Below are 20632 nucleotides of genomic sequence, written 5' to 3' on the forward strand. Positions count from 1 at the left end.
ATAGGTTCCCCTGTATGGCCCCCGACCACTATTTCTCCTCTCGTCCGGGCGGCGAGGCCACTCTCCGCACCATCACCGCCACCATCGCGGGGCGCGAACTCTCGCTCTCCACCGCCGGCGGCGTGTTCAGCCCCGAGCATCTCGACACCGGCACCCGCATCCTTCTCGACCGTGCCCCCGCACCTCCGGCGACGGGCGACCTGCTCGATCTCGGCTGCGGCTGGGGTGCGATCGCGATCTCACTTGCGCTGCGATCTCCGGACGCCACCGTGTGGGCCGTCGACGTGAACGAGCGAGCCCTCGACCTCGTGCGTCGCAACACTGCTCGTCTCGGCATCACCAATGTCAACGCGGCGCTGCCTGGCGATGTTCCCGCCGACGTTCGATTCGCCGGCATCTGGTCGAATCCGCCGATCCGTGTCGGCAAAGCCGAATTGCACGCGATCCTCACGCAGTGGCTGCCCCTCCTCCAAGACGACGCGAGTGCGTGGCTCGTCGTGGCCAAGCATCTCGGCGCCGAGTCGCTGCAACGCTGGGTCGCCGAAGAGCTCGGCCTCGAGGTCGACCGCGCGGCGCAAGACAAGGGATTCCGTGTGCTCGAGGTGCGCCACGCTGCAACCGCTCAGTGATGCATTCGTACGAACACGTCAGGCGAGGCTGAGTACTCCGTCGAAGACGAGCTCGGCGGGCCCTGACAGCGCGACGTGCTCGCCGTCGTCGGCCTGGAACATGCGCACACCCAGCACGCCGCCGGGTACCTGAACCCGCCACGTGCCTGGCGCAGACTCGCCCGCCCAGTGCCGCACCGCGAGCGCCGCCGCCACCGCACCTGTGCCGCACGAGAGGGTCTCACCCGAACCACGCTCGTGCACCCGCATGCGGATGCGACCGACTCCGTCTTCGACGAGCGGCTCGGCGGGCACGACGAACTCGATGTTGGCACCGGCCTCGGGCACCGGCTCGAGCACCGGCTGGTACGCGAGATCGAGCCCCTCGAGCTCATCGTCATCGGCCAAGGCGACCACGATGTGCGGATTGCCGACGTCGATACCGAGTCCGGGGCGGGCGACCGGGAGGCTCTTGGCGCGCACGAGCGGCTCCCCGCCGGCGAGACGCCAGCGACCGAGGTCCGCCTCGAAGCCCGACGCGCTGCGGCGGACGGTGCGCACTCCGGCGCGCGTGCCGATCGCGATCGAAGCATCGGGGCCGAGATCGGCCAACCCCTGATCGAGCAGGTAGCTCGTGAACACCCGAATTCCGTTGCCGCACATCTCGGAGACGGTGCCGTCGGCGTTCCAGTAGTCCATGAACCACAGCGCTTGCGCGTTCTCGGCGAGAGCAGCCGCACCGTCGGCGAGGTTCGCGGAACGCACGGCACGGATGACCCCGTCGCCGCCCACGCCGAAGTGGCGGTCGCAGACGGCGGCGATCTGGACGGGCGTGAGTTCGGTCTCGCCTTCGGGATCGCTGAAGAGCACGAAGTCGTTGCCGGTGCCCTGCCCCTTGGTGAACCGCAGATCAAACGCCATCGGATCAGTCTATGGCCGCCTGGCGGGCGAGTTCCGTGGCTCGGGCGAACGAGTCGTCTGCGTCGATCGTGGCGGCATCTCGATACCGCTTGAACCAGCTCACCTGGCGCCGTGCGTAGGTGCGCGTGAGCTGCTGCGTCTCGGCGATCGCCTCTGCGCTCGACATGCGCCCCGTGATCTCACCGAGTGCTTGGGCGTACCCGATGGCTTTGCGAGCGGTGACCCCGCGCTCGAGGCCCTTCGGGATGAGCCCGCGCACCTCGTCGATGAGGCCGCCTCGCCACATCCGCTCGACGCGCGCATCCAGCCGCTCCACCAGGGGTGCGCGCTCGCTTCGGAGATGCACCACGCGATGCGCGCGCCACGGCACGGGTTGGTCGGGCAATCGCGCCGCCTTCGGTTCGCCGGTGACCTCGATGACCTCGAGCGCGCGTACGAGGCGGCGGCCGTTCCGCGCGTCGACACTCGCGGCTGTTGCGGCATCGATCGCGCGCAGCCGCGCATGCAAGAGCCCCGGGCCCTGCTCGGCGAGTTCGGCTTCGAGGCGGGCGCGCACCGCGGCGTCCGTGCCGGGAAACCGGAAGTCGTGGATGACCGACGAGACGTAGAGTCCGGATCCACCGACCAGCAATGCGACGCCGCCGCGTGAGAGCACGTCGTCGATCGCGGCGCGGGCCGCCGACTGGTATTCGGCGACGGATGCCTCGGCGACGACGTCGAGCACGTCGAGCAGGTGGTGCGGCACCCCGTGTCGCTCATCGAGCGGGAGCTTCGCCGTGCCGATGTCCATTCCGCGGTAGAGCTGCATCGCGTCGGCGTTCACGACCTCCGCGGTGCGACCGTCTCGTGTGAGCGCCCCGGCGAGATCGAGCGCGAACGCGGACTTGCCGGTGCCCGTCGCGCCGACGATCGCGATGAGGGTCACGTCAGCGTTGGCCGTCGGCGAGATCGTAGATCGGCATGGTGCCCACTCCGGGCGAGACGAGCGGTTCGGCCCCGCGGGCTCGCAGCGTCGGCAGGCCGAGCGAGACGCGACCGGCGACGGATGTGCCGGGGGCGGCCGCGACGGCGCAGCTCTCTGCTTGGGCTCGATCCCATGCGTCGCCGGCCTGGGTGCGACGAATGCGCAATGGCGCATCGTCGACTGAATCGGCGAGCAGGTGGAACGGTGCGGCCTGCGTGATGGTGACGGAGACGACGTCGCCCGGGCGCGGGACCTCGGAGCCCTCGGGCACTTCGAAATGCACGAGTCGACTGTCTTCGGCGCGACCGCTCAGCCGATGGGTCGCGTCGTCTTTCTTTCCGTCAGCGTTCGAGACGAGTACCTCGACGGGGTGGCCGACGAGTCGTTGGTTCTCTTCCCAGGAGATGCGATCTTGCAGGGCGGCGAGTCGTTCGTATCGCTCCTGCACGACCGCCTTCGGTACCTGGTCCTCCATCGTGGCGGCGGGGGTGCCGGGCCGAATGGAGTACTGGAAGGTGAACGCCGAGGCGAACCGCGCTGCTTCGACAACGCGAAGGGTCTCTTGGAAGTCCTCTTCGGTCTCGCCGGGGAAGCCCACGATGATGTCGGTGGAGATCGCGGCGTTGGGAATCTTCGCGCGCACGCGGTCGAGGATGCCGAGGAACTTCTCGGAACGGTAGGAGCGGCGCATCGCCTTGAGGATTCGGTCGGAACCCGACTGGAGCGGCATGTGCAGCTGCGGCATGACGCTCGGCGTCTCAGCCATCGCATCGATGACGTCATCGGTGAAGGCAGCGGGATGCGGGCTCGTGAATCGGATGCGCTCGAGTCCGTCGACCTGGCCGGCTGCTCTGAGCAACTTGCCGAACGCCTGCCGGTCGCCGAACTCGACCCCGTAGGAGTTCACGTTCTGGCCGAGGAGTGTGATCTCGACGACGCCGTCGTCGACGAGCGCCTGGATCTCGGCGAGGATGTCGCCCGGGCGTCGATCTTTCTCTTTTCCGCGCAGCGCAGGCACGATGCAGAAGGTGCAGGTGTTGTTGCAGCCGACCGAGATCGACACCCAGCCGCTGGAGCTCGAGTCGCGCTTGCTCGGCAGCGTCGACGGGAAGACCTCGAGCGCGTCGAGGATCTCGAGTTGCGCTTCGTCATTGTGGCGGGCGCGCTCGAGCAGGCTCGGCAGGGAACCCATGTTGTGCGTGCCGAACACGACATCGACCCAAGGCGCCTTCTCGAGGATGACGTTCTTGTCTTTCTGCGCGAGACAGCCGCCGACCGCGATCTGCATGCCCGCGTGCCGCCGCTTCACCGAGGCGAGGTGGCCGAGGTTGCCGTACAGCTTGTTGTCGGCGTTCTCTCGCACCGCACAGGTGTTGATCACGACGATGTCGGCTTCGGCGCCGTCGGCGGGAACATAACCTGCGGCCTCGAGGGAGCCCGAGAGCCGCTCCGAATCGTGCACGTTCATCTGGCAACCGAAGGTGCGGACCTCGTAGGTGCGCGGCGACGCTGCCGCTTCAGCGACCTGGTCGCGGGGTGTCTCATGAAGGGAGACGTCGTGAATGGTGCTCATGATCGCACCAGTTTACGAGCCATCCGCCGAGAGTGCCGCCGTCACCGCCTCGCGCACGATATGGCCGGGGTACCCGCGGCGCTGGAGGAACGCAGAGAGGCGTCGTTCGGCGGTCTGCCGGTCGAGGCCCCTGAGCTGACGCGCTCGGCGCTCGGCGACCGCGCGCGCGTTCTCGAGCTCGGTCTCAGGGTCGAGGTCTTCGACGGCTTCACGAGCAAGCGAGGCGTCGACACCGCGCCGCCCGAGCTCTTGCAGGATCGCTCCGCTGCCTCGGCCTTTGCGCACGCCGTGGCTGTGCACGAGTTGTTCGGCGAGCCGGGCGTCGTCGAGGTACCCGAGTCGCTCGTAACGCTCGAGCCAGTCTTCGACCTCGCTGTCGTCGAGTCCGTGTTCGACGAGCACCGCTCGCACCTCTGCCGTCGACAACGCCGAGCGACGAAGCCTGGAGACGACGAGCCGATCGATGCGCGCGTCTCGCTCTGCGCCGCTCTCGTCGGGAGCCGACTCCTCAGCCTCTGTCGCGCGCCGGCGAGCGCCACGGGCACTCGGAGCCGAAGGCTCCATCGCCGGCGCAAGCGCCGCAGACTCTCTCGTCAGCGCAGGAGCCGCAGGCTCTTTCATCGGTGCAGGAGCCGCAGGCTCCTTCGTCGGCGTGCGCCGGCGAGCACCATCGGCGCGACGTGCCGCAGGCTCTTTCGCCCACGGCAGGTAGGTGACCGGGGCGAGCCGCTCAGACGATGCATCGTTCATTTCAGTGCCCACCCCGGTCATCTCCGCTCGTTCGCGGTACCCAATTGGTCAGGCGCCCTTGCGCCCGAGCTTCGGCTCGATGGACTCGACGTTCGACGGAACCGCCGCAACGGCCGGTTGGCCGACGTTGAGCTTGACGAGGATCTTCTGCTCGATGTCGGCGGCGATGTCAGGGTTCTGCAACAGGAAGTTGCGGGCGTTCTCTTTGCCCTGGCCGAGCTGATCGCCGTCGTAGGTGTACCACGCACCCGACTTCTTCACGATCGCCTGATCGACGCCGAAGTCGATGAGACTGCCCTCGCGCGAGATACCGGTGCCGTACAGGATGTCGAACTCCGCCTGCTTGAACGGCGGCGCCATCTTGTTCTTCACGACCTTGACCCGGGTGCGGTTACCCACTGCTTCCGTGCCGTCTTTCATCGTCTCGATGCGACGGATGTCGAGTCGCACCGAGGCGTAGAACTTCAGTGCCTTGCCGCCCGCGGTGGTCTCGGGGCTGCCGAAGAAGACACCGATCTTCTCGCGCAACTGGTTGATGAAGATCATGGTCGTGTTGGTCTGGCTGAGGCCACCCGTGAGCTTGCGGAGCGCCTGCGACATGAGGCGGGCCTGGAGGCCCACGTGCGAGTCGCCCATCTCGCCCTCGATCTCGGCGCGAGGCACGAGCGCCGCGACCGAGTCGATGACGATGAGGTCGATCGAGCCGGAGCGCACGAGCATGTCGGCGATCTCGAGCGCCTGCTCGCCCGTGTCTGGCTGGGAGACGAGAAGGGCATCGATGTCGACGCCGAGCTTCTTGGCGTATTCGGGATCGAGCGCGTGCTCCGCGTCGATGAACGCCGCGATGCCGCCGGACTTCTGCGCGTTGGCGATGGCGTGCAGCGTGAGCGTGGTCTTGCCCGAGGATTCGGGGCCGTAGATCTCGACGATGCGGCCGCGCGGGATGCCCCCGATGCCGAGCGCGATGTCGAGCGCGATCGAGCCGGTCGGGATGACCTCGACGGGGGCGCGATCTTCGCTGCCGAGGCGCATGACCGAGCCCTTGCCGAATTGGCGGTCGATCTGTGCGAGCGCGGTTTCGAGTGCCTTCTCGCGGTCTGCTGCTGATGCCATGGGTGGGGCTCCTTCTTGCTCGATTGCTGCTGCCTGTAGGCTGTCGTTCCACGTTGCGGGCCCAGACCGGCTGGCGCTGGCCCGCGGCGTCTCGCGACAAGGCGGTTGCGGTGTGTTCCGACGCATCGACCGTATGGTCGGCCACCGACATCCGACGCCGGTTCGGCGAAGATGTGGACGGATGCGCTGTTGCTCCTGCTGTTGAGGAGCCTAACGCAGTCTCCGAACGCATGTTCGAAGAAACGCCCGCGTGTCGAACACTTCTTCGGGCGCGATGGGGTGACCGAACGGGCTACGGCTGCCCAGGCGAACGAGACTCCCCCGGAACCGGCCTACCGGCTCCGTGCCGACGCGACTCGGGGACATCCGTCGCCTCGCAGAGCGCCAACCAGACCTCGCGAGGCCGAATGCCCGCAGCGAGCGCCTCGCGTGCCGTGCGATCGCCGAGCGACGCGAGCACCAGGTCGCCCACGATCACGCTGCCGTAGCCCGCGCCGAACTCGGTTTCGACCGCGGTATGGAACTCGCTCAGCTTCACGGGTGCCTCCCGGACAGGCGATCGGCCGGTCCGAGGACCGGCCGATCGCCGAAACGTTGAATAGTCTGCTCGCAAGTGGGTGGTGGTCAGCGGACCATCATGTCGGCGTCGAACTCGGCGACGAGCTCGTCTGGCAGGCTGTCTGGCACTACCGAGAGGCCTTCGATCACGGCGATACGGTCGCCGACCTCGTGCATGATCACCGAGATGGGCGTGTCGAGTGCATCGGCGACCGACGCGAGAATCTCTGACGAGGCCTCTTTCTGGCCACGCTCGACCTCGCTCAAGTAGCCGAGCGCGACGCTCGCCTTGGAAGCGACCTGACGAAGGGTGCGGCCCTTCTGCAGGCGGAAGTCCCTCAGCACATCGCCGATCTCCTGTCGAACCAGGACCATCGGGAACCTCCTTCTCTCTGCCTACGACTCTGCTGGAGCCGGAAACCGGAGCGTCAGTCTACCTGACTCTCCGTGCTTCCAATCTAGCGTTGCACACTGGGGCTTTCGTGTGAACCTGCCACATGTAACAGGGTGTTCACGAAGACTATTCCGAGTGCCGCCGGTCGATTCCGAGATATCCACGACGAGCGGTCGGATGCTTCGAGGCGGATCAGTCTCGTGCGAGCCGATCGAGCGCGGCGTCGAGCACCGCGACCACCGTCGCCGCGCGGATCTCGGCGCGACTGCCATGCAGCGCGAGTGCGATCGACTCGATCTCGTCGCCGAATGCGACGCCGAGGAAGACGGTTCCGGGCGACTTCCCGTCTTGACCGGTCGGGCCGGCGACGCCCGTCGTCGAGATGCCGAGGTCGGCCGCACGACCGTCGACCGCGAGCGCGCGGCGAACGCCGTCGGCCATCTGCCGAGCGACCTCGGGGTGCACGGCGCCCTCACTCGCGAGCAGCTCGGCCGAGACCCCCAGCACCGACCGCTTCACGTCGGTGTCGTACGCGACCACGCCGCCGTTCACCACGACGGATGCGCCGGGGATGCTCGTGAGTTCGGCGACGACGAGACCGCCTGTCAGCGACTCGGCGACGGCGATGCGCAGGCCGCGATCGGTGAGCTCGGCGATCAGCCGAGCTGCCGAGTCGACGGTCGCGCGAGGCATCCGCTCTCGCCCGTCTCAGCTCGCATCGCGCGAGGCACGTGCGAGGCGCACGGCATCGCGCACGTACAGGAGCCCTGACCACAGCGTGAGGGCGAGCGCCAGCGCCATCACGGTCCAGTTCACCCAGAGCACCCAGTCGCCGAGAATGGTCCAGAGCGGCACGAGTGCGAGCGAGATCGCGACCGCCTGCACGACCGTCTTCAACTTGCCGCCCGATGACGCGGGCACGACGTTGCCTCGGCGTAGCTCGAAGAGCCGCCAGACGGTGATGCCGACCTCACGAACGACGATCACGATCGTCACCCACCACCACAGCTCGCCGAGGATCGAGAGGCAGACGAGGGCGCCGCTCGTGAGGAGCTTGTCGGCGATGGGATCGAGGATTTTGCCGAGGTCGGTGACGAGCCCGCGTGAACGTGCGATATGCCCGTCGATGCCGTCGGTGGCGATCGCCAGGATGAAGAGCACGGCCGCCGCCCAGCGCAGCCAGCCGTCTTCGCCGGCGTCGGCGAGCAACATCCAGAAGAACACGGGCGCTGCGAGGATGCGCACGACCGTGATCGCGTTCGGAAGGTTCCAGTTCGCCGATCGCGGGGGGCTTCCGGCGGAGGAGGTCATACGTCCAGACTACCGGGCGCGCCGTACGCGGGCCGAGCTCAATCGCGCCCGGTGAGACCCCATGCGTCTTCGTCAGCGTCTCCGTCGACCTCTGGGCGACCCTCGCTCATGCGAGCGACGGGATCGTCGTATCGAGCGTCGGGGGCGTCGTATGCCTCGGTCGGGGCGATGCCGTCGCCGAGCGGACCCGTCTGCGCCGCAGGAGCCGGAGCCGCGGCCGCCGTTGCCGCCGGCGCCACCGCGCGCGGGGCCGGAGCACTGGCCGGTTCTTCGCCTCGGAGACGTGCGAGCACACCGGCCAGCTGCTCGACGGTCACCAGCACGTCGCGCGCCTTCGACCCCTCGGAGGGTCCGACGATCTCGCGCGACTCCAGGAGGTCCATGAGGCGGCCGGCTTTCGCGAAACCCACACGCAGTTTGCGCTGCAGCATCGAGGTCGAACCGAATTGCGTCGACACCACGAGCTCGGCCGCCGCGAGCAGCAGCTCGAGGTCGTCGCCGATGTCGGAGTCGATCTGTTTACGCTCGACGGATGCCGCGACATCCTGCCGGTACTCCGGCCGTGCCTGCCGCGTGACGTGCTTCACGACCTTCTCGATCTCGGCCTCGGTGACCCAGGCGCCCTGCACGCGGATCGACTTCGAGGCGCCCATCGGCAGGAACAGCGCGTCGCCCTGACCGATGAGCTTGTCTGCGCCCGGCTGGTCGAGGATGACGCGGGAGTCGGTCACGCTCGTGACGGCGAACGCAAGTCGCGACGGCACGTTCGCCTTGATGAGACCCGTCACGACGTCGACAGACGGCCGCTGAGTCGCGAGCACGAGGTGGATGCCGGAAGCGCGCGCGAGCTGGGTGATGCGCACGATCGATTCCTCGACGTCTCGGGGCGCGACCATCATGAGGTCGGCGAGCTCGTCGACCACCACGAGCAGGTAGGGGTAGGGCTTGAGCTTCCGCTCGGAACCGGCGGGCAGCACGATCTCTTCGTTGACGACGGCCTTGTTGAAGTCGTCGATGTGGCGGAAGCCGAACGACGCGAGATCGTCGTAGCGCATGTCCATCTCTTTCACGACCCACGACAGCGCCTCTGCGGCCTTCTTCGGGTTCGTGATGATGGGGGTGATCAGGTGAGGCACGCCCGCGTACGGCGCGAGCTCGACGCGCTTCGGGTCGATCAGCACCATGCGCACGTCTGAGGGCTTCGCGCGCATGAGCAGCGAGGTGATCATCGAGTTGACGAAGCTCGACTTGCCCGAGCCCGTCGAGCCGGCGACGAGCAAGTGCGGCATCTTGGCGAGGTTCGCGACGACGTAACCGCCGCCGACGTCTTTGCCGACGCCGATCGTCATGGGGTGCTTCGCGTTGACGGCTGCGCCGGAGCGCAGCACGTCTCCGAGAGTGACGGTCTCGCGGTCGGCGTTCGGGATCTCGACGCCGATCGCACTCTTGCCGGGAATCGGCGAGAGGATGCGCACCTCGTTGGAGGCGACCGAGTAAGCGAGGTTCTTCGAGAGTGCGGTGACCCGCTCGACCTTGACGCCCGGGCCGAGTTCGATCTCGTACTGCGTGACGGTCGGTCCGCGCGAGAAACCGGTGACCTTCGCGTCGACGCCGAATTGGTCGAGCACCGCGGTGATCTGGCGTACGACGTCGTCGTTCGCCTGGGAGCGCGACTTCGGGGGCGGACCGGCCGCCAGACTCGACGATGCGGGCAAGTGATACGGACGATCCGGCTCGGCTGCCGCTTCCGGCTCGAATTGCGAGGGCTCCGCGCCTGCCGCCGCGGGAACGACGGCGTCGCCCGCATCGACCTCGTCGAAGACCGCGAGCACGTTCGTCGCCCCTGCGTCGTCACCGCGAAGGCCGGTGCCGCCGCGCGGCACGTCGCCCGTGAAGCCCTGCAGGGCCGACTCGGCACGCTCGAGGTCACCGAGTACCTCGGTGTCGTAGCTGCTCGGAGCGGCCGCGACCTCGAGCGGCGTCTCGAAGCTGCCTGCGGCAGAACCCGCGCCGAAGACCTCGGTGAGGCCTTCCACTCCCGGCGCTTCGAACGACGGGTCCTCTTCGCGATTGGAATCGTTGCGACGCCACCACGGCACGAGGCCGCCACGACCTGTGTCTTCGCCGTCGCCGTCGGCGTCGAGCGCGTCGAGGCCCGACAGTTCGGTCTGCACCGCCTTCTTGCGATCGCGACGCGACGGCTTCGGCCCGACTTCGGTCACGGGTTCGTCGTGCGTCGCCCCGAAGAGCCACTCGTAGAGCTCGCGGAACCGCGCCGGAATGCGGTTCGGCGGCGTCTTCGTGATGATCAGCAGCGCCAGCAGGAGGAGCACGATGACGACTGCCGTGGCCCCGGCCTGCGTGATGAGCGCGGTGAGCGGAGCCGCCACCATCCAGCCGAGGACGCCGCCCGCGCGGGCGAGCACGGCCATGCCCTCGCGGGGCTCGGGCAGGCCGCCGAAGAGGTGGCAGAGCGCGGAGACCGTGAGGAGCAACAGGCCGAGGCCGATGCCGATGCGGGTGTTGTCGTGCACGGAACTCGGGTGCCGGAAGAGCCACACGGCGAAGAGCAGCATGACGACGGGCAAGGCGAACGCGACGCGGCCGAACAGGCCGCCGAACGTCCACGAGTCGAGCGCCTGCGCGATGGGGTCGTTGATGAAGAACCACTCGACGACCGCACCGGCAATGGCGAGCACGACGATGAAGAACGGCAAGCCGTCGCGGCGCTCCTCTTTCGAGAGCGTCTCGGGTCCGAGTGCACGGGCGGCGCCGCCGGTGAGGTGAGCGAGGCCCATCCACGCGCGCACGACCACGTTCGGTCTCTCGGGCGTCTGGGACGTCTTCTTCGACGCGGCGGCACGAGTGCTCGCCGCGGGCAGCTTCTTCGTGGGCGCCGTGCGCGAACTCGAAGCACGCGAAGACGTGCCCGAGGCACGACCGTTCGACCTGGTGCTCGTAGCCATGCCCATAAGGCTACGGCCGCGCGCGCCCACCGGGTGTCAGCCGAACGCGAGTGTTCGCGATCCGCGAGGCGCATCCTGGGCCTGCGAAGCGCTCGACGGCTGGGCGCGCGATGGCGGACGCACGACGGCGGGGCGCACGACGGCTGAGCGCACGACGGCTGCGTGCGCAACGATGCAGGTCACCGCAGCGACCGCACCATCGTGTCACGGCCGGCGTGAGCGTCGACGATCGCGAAGCCCTCGGAGCGATACAACGACTCGGCGAAGTACTCCGCAGTTCAGAGCCTCCGAACCCTCAGAATCGGATCGCGTCGATGACCTTCACGCGCACCGCGCCGAGCGCAGGCAGGAGACCCGCGAGCGCGCCCACCGCGACCGCCGCGCCGATGCCGATGACCGCCGCCTCGATCGGGAATCCGGGAAGGTCCTGCACCTCGACGCCGCCCAGCGCCATGCCCATGAGCGGGCTGCGCACGAGCGCGATGGCGACTCCGACGCCGACGACGCCCGCCACGAAGGTGCCGACCACGGTCTCCATGAGCACGGAGAAGAACACCCTCCCGGCGGTCGCACCGAACGAGCGCCGCACTCCGATCTCCCTGATGCGGCCGCGCACGGTCACGAGCGCGATCGTCAGGAGGCCGAGCGCACCGAGCAGCAGGATCACGACCGCCACCCCGGTGACGAGGAGCTTGATCGGCAGGAACGGGTCGCCCTCTTGGGCCGCGTAGTCGGTGCGATATCCGTCGACCGTCGCGCCTCCACCCAGTTCGGCCATGAAGGCCTGCTTCATCGACTCGGTGAGCTCGTCGGCCGAGCCGTCGGGAACCCACATCTCGTACGACGGCATGTACTCGCCCATCATCGGATCGGGCGTCGCAGACTGCAGCGGCAGGAACCCGTCGGCCAGGATGAACCCGCTCGGCTCGGTGTCCCACTCGCTCTGCGCGGGAGTGACGCCGATGATCACGCCCGTGGTCTGGCCCTTCCCGATCAGTTCGACCGTCGGATGGGTTGCGAGCGACGGACTCCCGAGCCGTTCCCAGAAGGCCTCGCTCACGATGACCGCCGGTGCCAGCCGATCGGCATCGCGCTCGGAGAACCAGACCCCCTCCATCAGGCGCACGCGGTGCATGATGCCGAAGTCGGGATCGACGACCTGCATCTGCACCGGCACCGCGCCGTCGACGAATTGCACCGTGAGGCTGCCCCAACCCGAGCGGCTCGCATATTCGATCTCGTGACGGTCGAGCGCGGTCTGCCACGCGGCGGCCGCAGCCTCGGTGTCGACGGCTCCGCTCGCCGAGCTGACGTTGAGCGACACCGTCGCGGGTCGCCCGCCATAGCGCTCCTGCATCTCGCGGCCGGCCTGCTCGGCGATCGCAGCCCCGGCGACCACGGTCGCGAGCGCGCACACGGCGACGGCGACGCCGATGAGCGACAGCAGCACGCGTCCGCGGTGGATGCGCAACTCTTCGAGGGCCTCGACGACCGTGCTCACCATGCCCGTCGCGGTGCGGGCCAGCCAGCCGGTCATGCGACTGCCTCAGCCGAGGCATCCGTCGTCTCGAGTCGCCCGCTCACGAGCCGGAAGTGCCGGTTGGCACGCGCGGCGATCGCGGGGTCGTGCGTGATCGTCACGAGAGCGGCACCGGTCTCGACGGCAACGGACTCGATGAGCGCCATCACTTCGGCACCGGTCTCGAGGTCGAGGGCACCGGTCGGCTCGTCGGCGAGGATCAGCCGCGGCCGGCGCACGAGCGCACGTGCGATGGCCACCCGCTGCTGCTCGCCGCCCGACAGTCGCTCGGGCTTCGTCGACAGCCGCTCCCCCAGTCCGACGCGTTCGAGCATGTCGCGGGCGATGCGCTCGCGCTGCCAGAACTCGCGCCCGCCCGAATACAGCAGCGGCGTCTGCACGTTCTCGAGGGCTGTGCGACCTGGCAGCAGGTTGAACTGCTGGAACACGAAGCCGATCTCGCGCCCGCGCAGCCGATCGCGCGCGCCGCTGCCGATGCGCCGCACGTCGTGCCCGAGGAACGCGAGCTCGCCCTCGGTCGGCGTGTCGAGAAGGCCGAGCAGGTTCAGAAACGTCGACTTTCCCGAGCCCGAGCGGCCGACGATCGAGATTCGGTCGCCTTCGAAGACCGTGAGGTCGACGCCCGAGAGGATCGTGAGCGGATGCCCGTCGGCGAGTTCCACCGTGCGACCGACGCCGCGTGCTTCGACGAGCGTCATTTCGTGACGGTTCCGCACGTCATCATGCCGTCGGGCGTCTGCACGCAGCCCTCAGCGCCGCTGTCGCCTGGCGCACCGGGCACGAACTGCAGCACCTGATCGCCCTCGGCGACGCCTTCGACGACCTCGACCTGGCTGCCGTCGCTCAGGCCGAGGCGTACGGGCTGCTCGGTGCGTTCGCCGTCGGGCGTCACGAGCCACACCACGCCGGTCTCGGCGCCGCCCTCGACCGCGGTGATCGGCACGACGAGGACGTCGTCGGCGCTGCCCGCGGAGATCGTGACCTGGGCGGAGAGGCCGGGGAAGACACGCACGTCGCCGGGCACGGCGCAACGCACAGTCGTGCCTCCGGATGCCTCGCCACCGGCGCCTGCACCAGCGCCACCGGCCGCACCCGCGGCCGATCCGGTCGGGCTGCTGCCGGCGCCCGACAGCGGCGTCGAGATCACCAGGCCCCCGCACGTGAAGGGCGCCGGACCGCCCGCGATGGTCACGGCCGCCTCGGTCGGCGCACTCGTCAGCCGATACTGCTGTTCGGGACTCAGCGTCGCCGTCACGTTGAAGCTCGGCGGGGCGACCTGGCCCGCGACATCCCCCGTGGCGACCGGTTGGCCCGCGATGACATCGAGGGAGGAGAGCACGCCCGCCGTCGGCGCGAGCACCTTCTCGAAGTGGAAGCTCGCACGCGGCACCGTGACCGTCGGCAGGCCGTCGGGGCCCGTCGACTCGACCGGTTCGACCGGATCCTCGACCTTGATGTCGAAGATCTTCTGTCCGGCGGCGACCTGCTGCCCCGCCGTCGCGAAGACCTCGTCGACCGTGCCGGTGCCCGTCGCCTTGACGGGCGCCGAGGCATCCGCGTTCACGGTGCCGGTGAGCACGACGTCGTTCGCGATGGAACCGCGTGCCACGACGGCCTGCGGCTCGGACACCGTGCCCGTGGGCGAGATCACCTCTGCGTCGGCCTCGGCCCGATCGGGGAAGAACGCGAGCTTCGCGAGTGCGATCGCGATCACCGCCACCATCACGATGCGTACGGTCGGGAAAATCCACTTGCGCCAGACGCCCACGGCACTCCTTCGTCGGGTCGCCCAGCCGTAGGGGCCGCCGGGCATCCCCACCACCTTAGGGATTCGGAGCGCCCCGCGGAATCCCTCTCAGGGAGGATTCGGGGTCATCCCCGACTCGGGGGCCACCGGTATCGACGAGCGTTGCGACGAGACCGAACCGAGCGGATGCCGCGGGCCGGGCCGACGCCGCCGCGACCGTGCACCTCGGCCCACGAGGATCAGGGCCGCCGCCGGAAGCAGGAGCGCTACGGGGCAGTCGTGATCGCGGCCACGAGCAGGCCGACTGCGCTGAGCGCCATCGACGGCGCCAGGAGGACTCGGGGCGGGGCGACGCGGTCGCCGACGCGCCCGTCATCGCCGGCCGTCGCCGAGGCTCGCCCCAGCGACCGCCCCGATGACGAGCGCGCCTCGCCGGGCTACGCCTCGATGACGAGCGGCACGAGCATGGGCCGACGGCGCAGGCGACGGTTCACCCAGCCGCCGAGTACACGGCGCAAGATCTGCGAGAGTGCGTGCGAATCACGAACGCCGTTCTGCGCCGCCTCGGCGAGCGCCTCGATGATCTTCGGCTTGACGTCGTCGAACACCGACGCGTCTTCGGCGAAACCGCGCGCGTGGATCTCGGGCCCGGTGATGACCCGACCCGTCGACGCGTCGACGACGACGATGACGGAGATGAATCCCTCCTCGGCGAGGATGCGGCGATCCTTCAGGTCGGCGTCGGTGATCTCGCCGACCGTCGAGCCGTCGACGTAGACGAAGCCGAGGTCGAGCTGACCCACCACCCGCAGCACGCCGCCCCGCAGGTCGTAGACCGAGCCGTTCTCGCCGATGAAGGTGTTCTTCGCGGGGATGCCCGTGTCTTGCGCGAGCTTCGCGTTGGCGAAGAGGTGCCGGTACTCGCCGTGGATCGGCAGCACGTTCTTCGGCTTCAGGATGTTGTAGCAGTAGAGCAGCTCGCCGGCGGCCGCGTGGCCCGAGACGTGCACCTTCGCGTTCGCCTTGTGCACGACGTTCGCACCGAGCTTCGTGAGGCCGTCGATCACTCGGTAGACCGCGTTCTCATTGCCCGGGATCAGGCTCGATGCGAGAATCACCGTGTCGCCCTCGCCGACCTCGATCTGGTGGTCGCGATTCGCCATGCGGGAGAGCACCGCCATCGGCTCGCCCTGCGAACCCGTCGACATGTAGACGATCTGGTCGTCGGGGATGTTGCCGGCCTTCTTGTAGTCGATGAGCACGCCCTCGGGCACATTCAGGTAGCCGAGGTCGGCCGCGATCGTCATGTTGCGCACCATGCTGCGACCGAGGAGCGCGACACGGCGGTGGTTCGCCCACGCGGCGTCGAGCACCTGCTGCACGCGGTGCACGTGGCTCGAGAAGCTCGCGACGATGACGCGGCGGGGAGCACGGTTGATGACCTCGTCGAGCACGGGACCGATCGAACGCTCGAGTGGGGTGAAGCCCGGGACATCCGCGTTCGTCGAATCGACCATGAAGAGGTCGACGCCCTCTTCGCCGAGACGCGCGAACTCGCGCAGGTCGGTGAGGCGCCCGTCGAGCGGCAGCTGGTCCATCTTGAAGTCGCCGGTCGCGAGCACGGTGCCGCCGTCGGTCTTGATCGCCACGGCGAGCGCGTCGGGGATCGAGTGGTTCACGGCGATGAACTCGAGCCGGAACGGGCCGATCTGCTCGTGCTGGCCCTCTTTCACCGTGAGGCTGTAGGGCTGGATGCGGTGCTCCTTGAGCTTCGCCTCCACGAGCGCGAGCGTGAGCTGCGAGCCCATCAGGGGAATGTCACCGCGGAGCTTCAGCAGGTACGGCACCGCACCGATGTGGTCTTCGTGACCGTGTGTCAGCACGACGCCGACGACATCGTCGAGGCGCTCCTTCAAGAAGCCGAAGTCGGGCAGGATCAGGTCGACGCCCGGCTGGTGCTCTTCGGGGAACAGCACGCCGCAGTCGACGATGAGGATCTTGCCGTCGATCTCGTAGCTGGTCATGTTGCGGCCGACCTCCCCCAGGCCGCCGATGGGGATGATGCGGAGCGTTCCGGCCTCGAGCGGGGCAGGATCGATGACGACGTCGGGCATGGGCCCTCCTTCTGTTGCGGTGTTCAGTTCGGTGCGGCCATTCAGGGCCGCGGATGTCTCATGGCGCGAGCGAGCTCGTGCGTGCGACTAGCGCGTGGTGCCCGCCACCTTCGGCAGCGCGCCGCCCGCGGCGGCGTTGCGGTCGGGGCGGAAGTTGTGGAAGTCGGCGCCCGGGATGCCCGTGACGTGGTCGATCTCGTCTTCGATGAGGGCGGCCTCCCACTCTTCGGGGCCGACGAGGGGCAGGCGCACGCGCGGGCTGGCGATGCGACCGAGGCCGTGCAGGATGTACTTCGCGGCGACCGTGCCCGGCACGTGCGTCATGACGGCGCGCACGAGCGGTTCGAGCTGCTGATGCGCGGCGGTCGCCGTTGCCAGGTCGCCCGCGTTCACGGCGTCGATCATCTGGCGATACGGCGCCGGTGCGACGTTCGCCGTGATGCCGATGAGCCCGGTCGCGCCGATCGAGAGGTGCGGCAGCACGTTGGCGTCGTCACCTGAGAAGTACATGAGGTCGGTCTGGTTCAGCACTCGGCTCACCTCGGAGAAGTCGCCCTTGGCGTCTTTCACGGCGAGGATGTTCGGGTGCTTGGCGAGCCGCAGGATCGTCTCGTACATGATGGGCACCCCGGTGCGAGCCGGGATGTCGTAGAGGATGACCGGCAGGTCGGTGGCGTCGGCAACCAGACGGAAGTGCGTGAGGATGCCCGCCTGCGTCGGCTTGTTGTAGTACGGCGTGACGATCATGATGCCGTCGGCGCCGGCCTGCTCGCTGTGCTTGTAGAGCTCGATGGCGTGCGCGGTCTCGTTCGAGCCGCCGCCCGTGATGATCTTCGCGCGGCCGGCGGCGACGTCTTTGCCGACCTCGACGAGCTTGATCTTCTCGGGGTCGGTGAGCGTCGAGGTCTCGCCCGTGGTGCCGGTGACGACGATGCCGTCGGCGCCGGCCGAGATGACATCGTCGATGTGCTTCTCGACCCCTGGCCAATCGACCTCGCCGTCCGCCGTCATCGGCGTGACGAGCGCGACGAGCACTTGTCCGAAGGGATTATCTTGAGCCACGTGGTCAAGGCTATCGTCCCGCCCGCACGCATCGCTCCCACTGCAACCACGCGGCCTCAGCATCGACCGCAGCCCGATTCCCATTCGATGGATGCCGCGACCAGTGAAGCCTCACGTTCCACTGTTCGTCGCGCCTGGCGCGAGCCACCGCGTTCGCAGGCATCTCGACGTGCAGAACGCCGTCGTCGGCGACGAGCGCGCCGTGGAAGCGAAGTGCGCTCCCGCAGGCGAGACGGCCGCCGATCTCGCATGCCCGCATGACGTCTACATCCGTGTCGGGCAGCGCATACCAAGCCTGACGCACACGAAGCAGTCGGCCATGCGCGACGAGGATGCGCACGGTTTCATCGTCGAGCGCCATTCGTCGCAGATCGGATCGTCTCGCAATGCCGCCGAGGGCGGCCGTCTCCCGTTCGTATCGCATACCCGAGCATGACCGCCTCCAGCCTGGAGGACGACGTCTTCGAACCGTCCCGTGCCGAGCTGGCGTCGACCGGCGCCTGTTGAGGAGTACCCGGCTTCGGACGGACCGCGCCTCGCCGTCACGCGAGCAAGAGAACGACCTCTGATCGGAAACGCCCCTCGACTCCTGAACACAAGGACGAGCGCCGTCTTGGAACACGGACGAACGCCGACTCCTCATACATGCCAAAGGACAAACACTGATACCAACAGACAAACGCCGCCTCCCGAACACAAGGACAAACGCTCCTGAAGACAAGGACAAACGCCGCCTCCCGAACACAAGGACAAACGCCGCCTCCCGAACACAAGGACAAACGCCGCCTCCTGAACACAAGGACAACGGATCGTTGACGCGCAGTGTCCTTGCATTCAGGAGTCGCGCGGTCTGAACGCGGCTCGAGTCCGTCTTTCGGGTCGCTCGGCTGATCCTGGTCGGGCCCACCGTGGTGGGTCTGATCGTGGTCAGGCGCTCGTGTCAGGCGCTCGTGTCAGGCGCTCGTGTCAGGTGCGACCGTGATCAGTCGCGGACCGCGGCAGTCGTGATGTCGGTCGATCGCGATCGTAGCGACACCATCGGTAGCGGATTCCGGAGCGGGAGAGATGCTCGCCGACGAGCGGATCCGATGCCGTGAGCTTGAACACGGCAGGGATCGCCGGGGCGTGCACATCGCCATCAATGGGCACGAATGCATCGCCCTCAGAGTGGCGGAGCTCGGTGATCTCGAGGCGATCGGCCAGTCCGAGAGCCTCCGCATACAGCTGCCCGCCGCCGATGAACCACACGCGTTCGACGTCGTCTTGCGCGACGAGGGCGAGTGCGTCATCGATGGATGCCGCGACGTCGGCGCCTTCCGCCGCCCAATCGGGCTGGCGGGTGACGACGATGTTGCGGCGCCCCGGAAGCGGGCGATAGCGCGCAGACAGCGATTCCCACGTCTTGCGGCCCATCACGACGGGGCTCCCGAGAGTGACGGACTTGAAGTGCGCGAGATCTTCGGGCACATGCCACGGCATGCCACCGTTGCGGCCGATGACGTGGCCTTCTGCCTCTGCCCAGATCAGACCGACACGAGGAGCCATGGGCGACGGGGCCATGGGCGACGGGGCCATGGGCGACGGGGCCATGGGCGACGCATCGACGGGCGCCGCGGCATCCGCTCGACTCATACGGCGACGGCAGCGCGGATGGGCGGGTGGTGCTGGTAGCCCTCGACGATGAAGTCGTCGAACTCGTAGTCGAAGATCGAGTCGGGGGTGCGAGCCAAGCGCAGGGTCGGCGCGGGGAACGGGTCGCGCTCGAGCTGGAGGCGCACCTGCTCGACGTGGTTGTCGTAGATGTGGCAGTCGCCGCCGGTCCAGACGAAGTCACCGACCTCGAGCCCGGTCTGCGCGGCGACCATGTGCGTGAGCAACGCGTAGGAGGCGATGTTGAAGGGCACGCCGAGGAAGAGGTCGGCGCTGCGCTGATAGAGCTGGCACGAGAGCTTGCCGTCGGCGACGTAGAACTGGAAGAGCGCGTGGCACGGCGCGAGCGCCATGTCGGGGATGTCGGCCGGGTTCCACGCCGAGACGATGAGGCGGCGAGAGTCGGGGTCCGTGCGGATCTGCTCGACGACCTGCGAGATCTGGTCGATCGTCTCGCCCGACGGCGTCGGCCACGAACGCCACTGCACACCGTAGACGGGACCGAGTTCGCCCGCGGCATCGGCCCACTCGTCCCAGATGGTGACGCCGTGCTCACGAAGCCAGCCGACGTTCGACGAGCCCTGCAGGAACCACAGCAGCTCGTAGGCGATCGACTTGAAGTGCACGCGTTTGGTGGTCACGAGCGGGAAGCCCGCCGAGAGGTCGAACCGCAGCTGCCGCCCGAACACGCTGCGCGTGCCGGTGCCCGTGCGATCGGTCTTGACCGTGCCGTGCTCGAGCACGTCGCGCAGCAGGTCTTCGTACGGTGTGGGAATCGTCTCGGCCATCCCCTCAAGGCTAACGCGGGCCGGCGACATCTAGGCCGAGGCGGGCCGTCGGATGAGGGGATGCTGCGAGCCTGCGTCATCCTCGGTCACACTCCCCCGGGCGCACCGGCCGCTGCGTACGCTCGACGCATGGATTGGCTCACCGCCCTCGCGACGGGCGCCGCGCTGCTCGTGGCCGCGACGGCGGTCGGTCTCGCGTGGCGCTCGCGGCAGGGCATCGCGCGGCAGGGATCGGGCGACACGGTCCGACCGGGGGAGCTCGGTGTCGAGGCGTTCGGCGAGCGCGCCACGCTGGTGCAGTTCTCGACCGAGTTCTGCGCCCGTTGCCCGGCGACCGGTCGCCTGCTCGGGCAGCTCGCGCACGAACACGAAGGCGCAGCCCACATCGTCGTCGACCTCACGCATCGGCCCGACCTCGCCGGCCGCTTCCGCGTGACCGAGACCCCCACGACCCTCCTGCTCGACGGTGAAGGCGCGGTCCGCGCTCGCATCGCCGGCCTGCCCCGTGCCGCCGCGGTGCGGGAACGACTCGACGATCTCCTGAGGAGCAGCAGTGCCATCTCCCACTGACCC

At 68.4% G+C, this 20632-nt stretch carries 20 protein-coding genes; 3 read left to right on the top strand and 17 right to left on the bottom strand.

Annotated elements, in window-relative coordinates:
* Nucleotides 1–14: 14 nt before the first annotated feature.
* On the top strand, nucleotides 15–629 hold the full coding sequence (locus tag AC1C2S_RS00205) for a class I SAM-dependent methyltransferase (protein WP_495350527.1): 615 nt from the start codon (nucleotides 15–17) through the stop codon (nucleotides 627–629).
* An 18-nt stretch (nucleotides 630–647) separates the two neighbouring features.
* Here AC1C2S_RS00205 and dapF read toward each other — a convergent pair whose 3' ends face one another.
* The 15 genes from dapF to dapA form a co-directional block, all read right to left on the bottom strand.
* Nucleotides 648–1529 carry a diaminopimelate epimerase gene (dapF, locus tag AC1C2S_RS00210; RefSeq protein ID WP_495350528.1) on the bottom strand — a complete coding sequence of 294 codons (882 nt, stop codon included), beginning with the start codon at nucleotides 1527–1529 and terminating at the stop codon, nucleotides 648–650.
* Nucleotides 1530–1533: 4 nt separating this feature from the next.
* Nucleotides 1534–2454 (bottom strand): tRNA (adenosine(37)-N6)-dimethylallyltransferase MiaA, encoded by a 921-nt coding sequence (miaA, locus tag AC1C2S_RS00215; protein WP_495350529.1) that lies wholly within the window; start codon nucleotides 2452–2454, stop codon nucleotides 1534–1536.
* Nucleotide 2455: 1 nt separating this feature from the next.
* Complete coding sequence (gene miaB / locus AC1C2S_RS00220; protein WP_495350530.1) at nucleotides 2456–4066, bottom strand: tRNA (N6-isopentenyl adenosine(37)-C2)-methylthiotransferase MiaB; 1611 nt, start codon at nucleotides 4064–4066, stop codon at nucleotides 2456–2458.
* 12 nt (nucleotides 4067–4078) lie between these two features.
* Nucleotides 4079–4816 carry a regulatory protein RecX gene (locus tag AC1C2S_RS00225; protein ID WP_495350531.1) on the bottom strand — a complete coding sequence of 246 codons (738 nt, stop codon included), beginning with the start codon at nucleotides 4814–4816 and terminating at the stop codon, nucleotides 4079–4081.
* 48 nt (nucleotides 4817–4864) lie between these two features.
* Nucleotides 4865–5929, bottom strand: coding sequence for a recombinase RecA (gene recA / locus AC1C2S_RS00230; protein WP_495350532.1), 1065 nt, complete (start codon nucleotides 5927–5929; stop codon nucleotides 4865–4867).
* A 292-nt stretch (nucleotides 5930–6221) separates the two neighbouring features.
* Nucleotides 6222–6467 carry a DUF3046 domain-containing protein gene (locus AC1C2S_RS00235; protein WP_495350533.1) on the bottom strand — a complete coding sequence of 82 codons (246 nt, stop codon included), beginning with the start codon at nucleotides 6465–6467 and terminating at the stop codon, nucleotides 6222–6224.
* An 86-nt stretch (nucleotides 6468–6553) separates the two neighbouring features.
* Nucleotides 6554–6862 (bottom strand): helix-turn-helix domain-containing protein, encoded by a 309-nt coding sequence (locus AC1C2S_RS00240; protein ID WP_344293510.1) that lies wholly within the window; start codon nucleotides 6860–6862, stop codon nucleotides 6554–6556.
* A gap of 211 nt (nucleotides 6863–7073) precedes the next feature.
* The gene (locus tag AC1C2S_RS00245) at nucleotides 7074–7574 is read right to left on the bottom strand and encodes a CinA family protein (protein ID WP_495350534.1); all 501 of its coding nucleotides are present in this window, start codon (nucleotides 7572–7574) and stop codon (nucleotides 7074–7076) included.
* Nucleotides 7575–7589: 15 nt separating this feature from the next.
* Nucleotides 7590–8192, bottom strand: coding sequence for a CDP-diacylglycerol--glycerol-3-phosphate 3-phosphatidyltransferase (gene pgsA, locus AC1C2S_RS00250; RefSeq protein ID WP_495350535.1), 603 nt, complete (start codon nucleotides 8190–8192; stop codon nucleotides 7590–7592).
* Between the two features lie 38 nt (nucleotides 8193–8230).
* A complete protein-coding gene (locus AC1C2S_RS00255; RefSeq protein ID WP_495350536.1) occupies nucleotides 8231–11164 on the bottom strand; it encodes an FtsK/SpoIIIE family DNA translocase in 2934 nt (977 codons plus the stop codon).
* Between the two features lie 289 nt (nucleotides 11165–11453).
* A complete protein-coding gene (locus tag AC1C2S_RS00260; protein WP_495350537.1) occupies nucleotides 11454–12695 on the bottom strand; it encodes an ABC transporter permease in 1242 nt (413 codons plus the stop codon).
* Nucleotides 12692–13396, bottom strand: a complete 705-nt coding sequence (locus AC1C2S_RS00265) for an ABC transporter ATP-binding protein (protein ID WP_495350538.1) — start codon at nucleotides 13394–13396, stop codon at nucleotides 12692–12694. Before AC1C2S_RS00265 ends, AC1C2S_RS00260 begins: the two co-directional genes overlap by 4 nt.
* Nucleotides 13393–14511: an efflux RND transporter periplasmic adaptor subunit gene (locus AC1C2S_RS00270; RefSeq protein ID WP_495350539.1), complete on the bottom strand. Its 1119-nt coding sequence runs from the start codon at nucleotides 14509–14511 to the stop codon at nucleotides 13393–13395. The genes AC1C2S_RS00265 and AC1C2S_RS00270 overlap by 4 nt, the downstream gene beginning before the upstream one ends.
* Nucleotides 14512–14882: 371 nt before the next feature.
* Nucleotides 14883–16559: a ribonuclease J gene (locus AC1C2S_RS00275; protein ID WP_495350540.1), complete on the bottom strand. Its 1677-nt coding sequence runs from the start codon at nucleotides 16557–16559 to the stop codon at nucleotides 14883–14885.
* Between the two features lie 87 nt (nucleotides 16560–16646).
* Nucleotides 16647–17621 carry a 4-hydroxy-tetrahydrodipicolinate synthase gene (dapA, locus tag AC1C2S_RS00280; protein WP_495350541.1) on the bottom strand — a complete coding sequence of 325 codons (975 nt, stop codon included), beginning with the start codon at nucleotides 17619–17621 and terminating at the stop codon, nucleotides 16647–16649.
* 169 nt (nucleotides 17622–17790) lie between these two features.
* On the opposite strand from dapA, the gene AC1C2S_RS00285 reads away from it, so the two are divergent.
* Nucleotides 17791–18057, top strand: coding sequence for a hypothetical protein (locus tag AC1C2S_RS00285; protein WP_495350542.1), 267 nt, complete (start codon nucleotides 17791–17793; stop codon nucleotides 18055–18057).
* A gap of 530 nt (nucleotides 18058–18587) precedes the next feature.
* On the opposite strand, the gene AC1C2S_RS00290 is transcribed toward AC1C2S_RS00285, so the two are convergent.
* Together AC1C2S_RS00290 and AC1C2S_RS00295 are read right to left on the bottom strand one after the other, a co-directional pair.
* Nucleotides 18588–19166 carry a dihydrofolate reductase gene (locus AC1C2S_RS00290; protein ID WP_495350543.1) on the bottom strand — a complete coding sequence of 193 codons (579 nt, stop codon included), beginning with the start codon at nucleotides 19164–19166 and terminating at the stop codon, nucleotides 18588–18590.
* An 83-nt stretch (nucleotides 19167–19249) separates the two neighbouring features.
* Nucleotides 19250–20059 (bottom strand): thymidylate synthase, encoded by an 810-nt coding sequence (locus tag AC1C2S_RS00295; RefSeq protein WP_495350544.1) that lies wholly within the window; start codon nucleotides 20057–20059, stop codon nucleotides 19250–19252.
* Between the two features lie 129 nt (nucleotides 20060–20188).
* Between AC1C2S_RS00295 and AC1C2S_RS00300 the strand changes: the two genes are divergently transcribed.
* On the top strand, nucleotides 20189–20629 hold the full coding sequence (locus tag AC1C2S_RS00300) for a thioredoxin family protein (RefSeq protein WP_495350545.1): 441 nt from the start codon (nucleotides 20189–20191) through the stop codon (nucleotides 20627–20629).
* Nucleotides 20630–20632: the final 3 nt, after the last annotated feature.

The sequence above is a fragment of the Agromyces sp. Y782 genome (assembly GCF_059445405.1).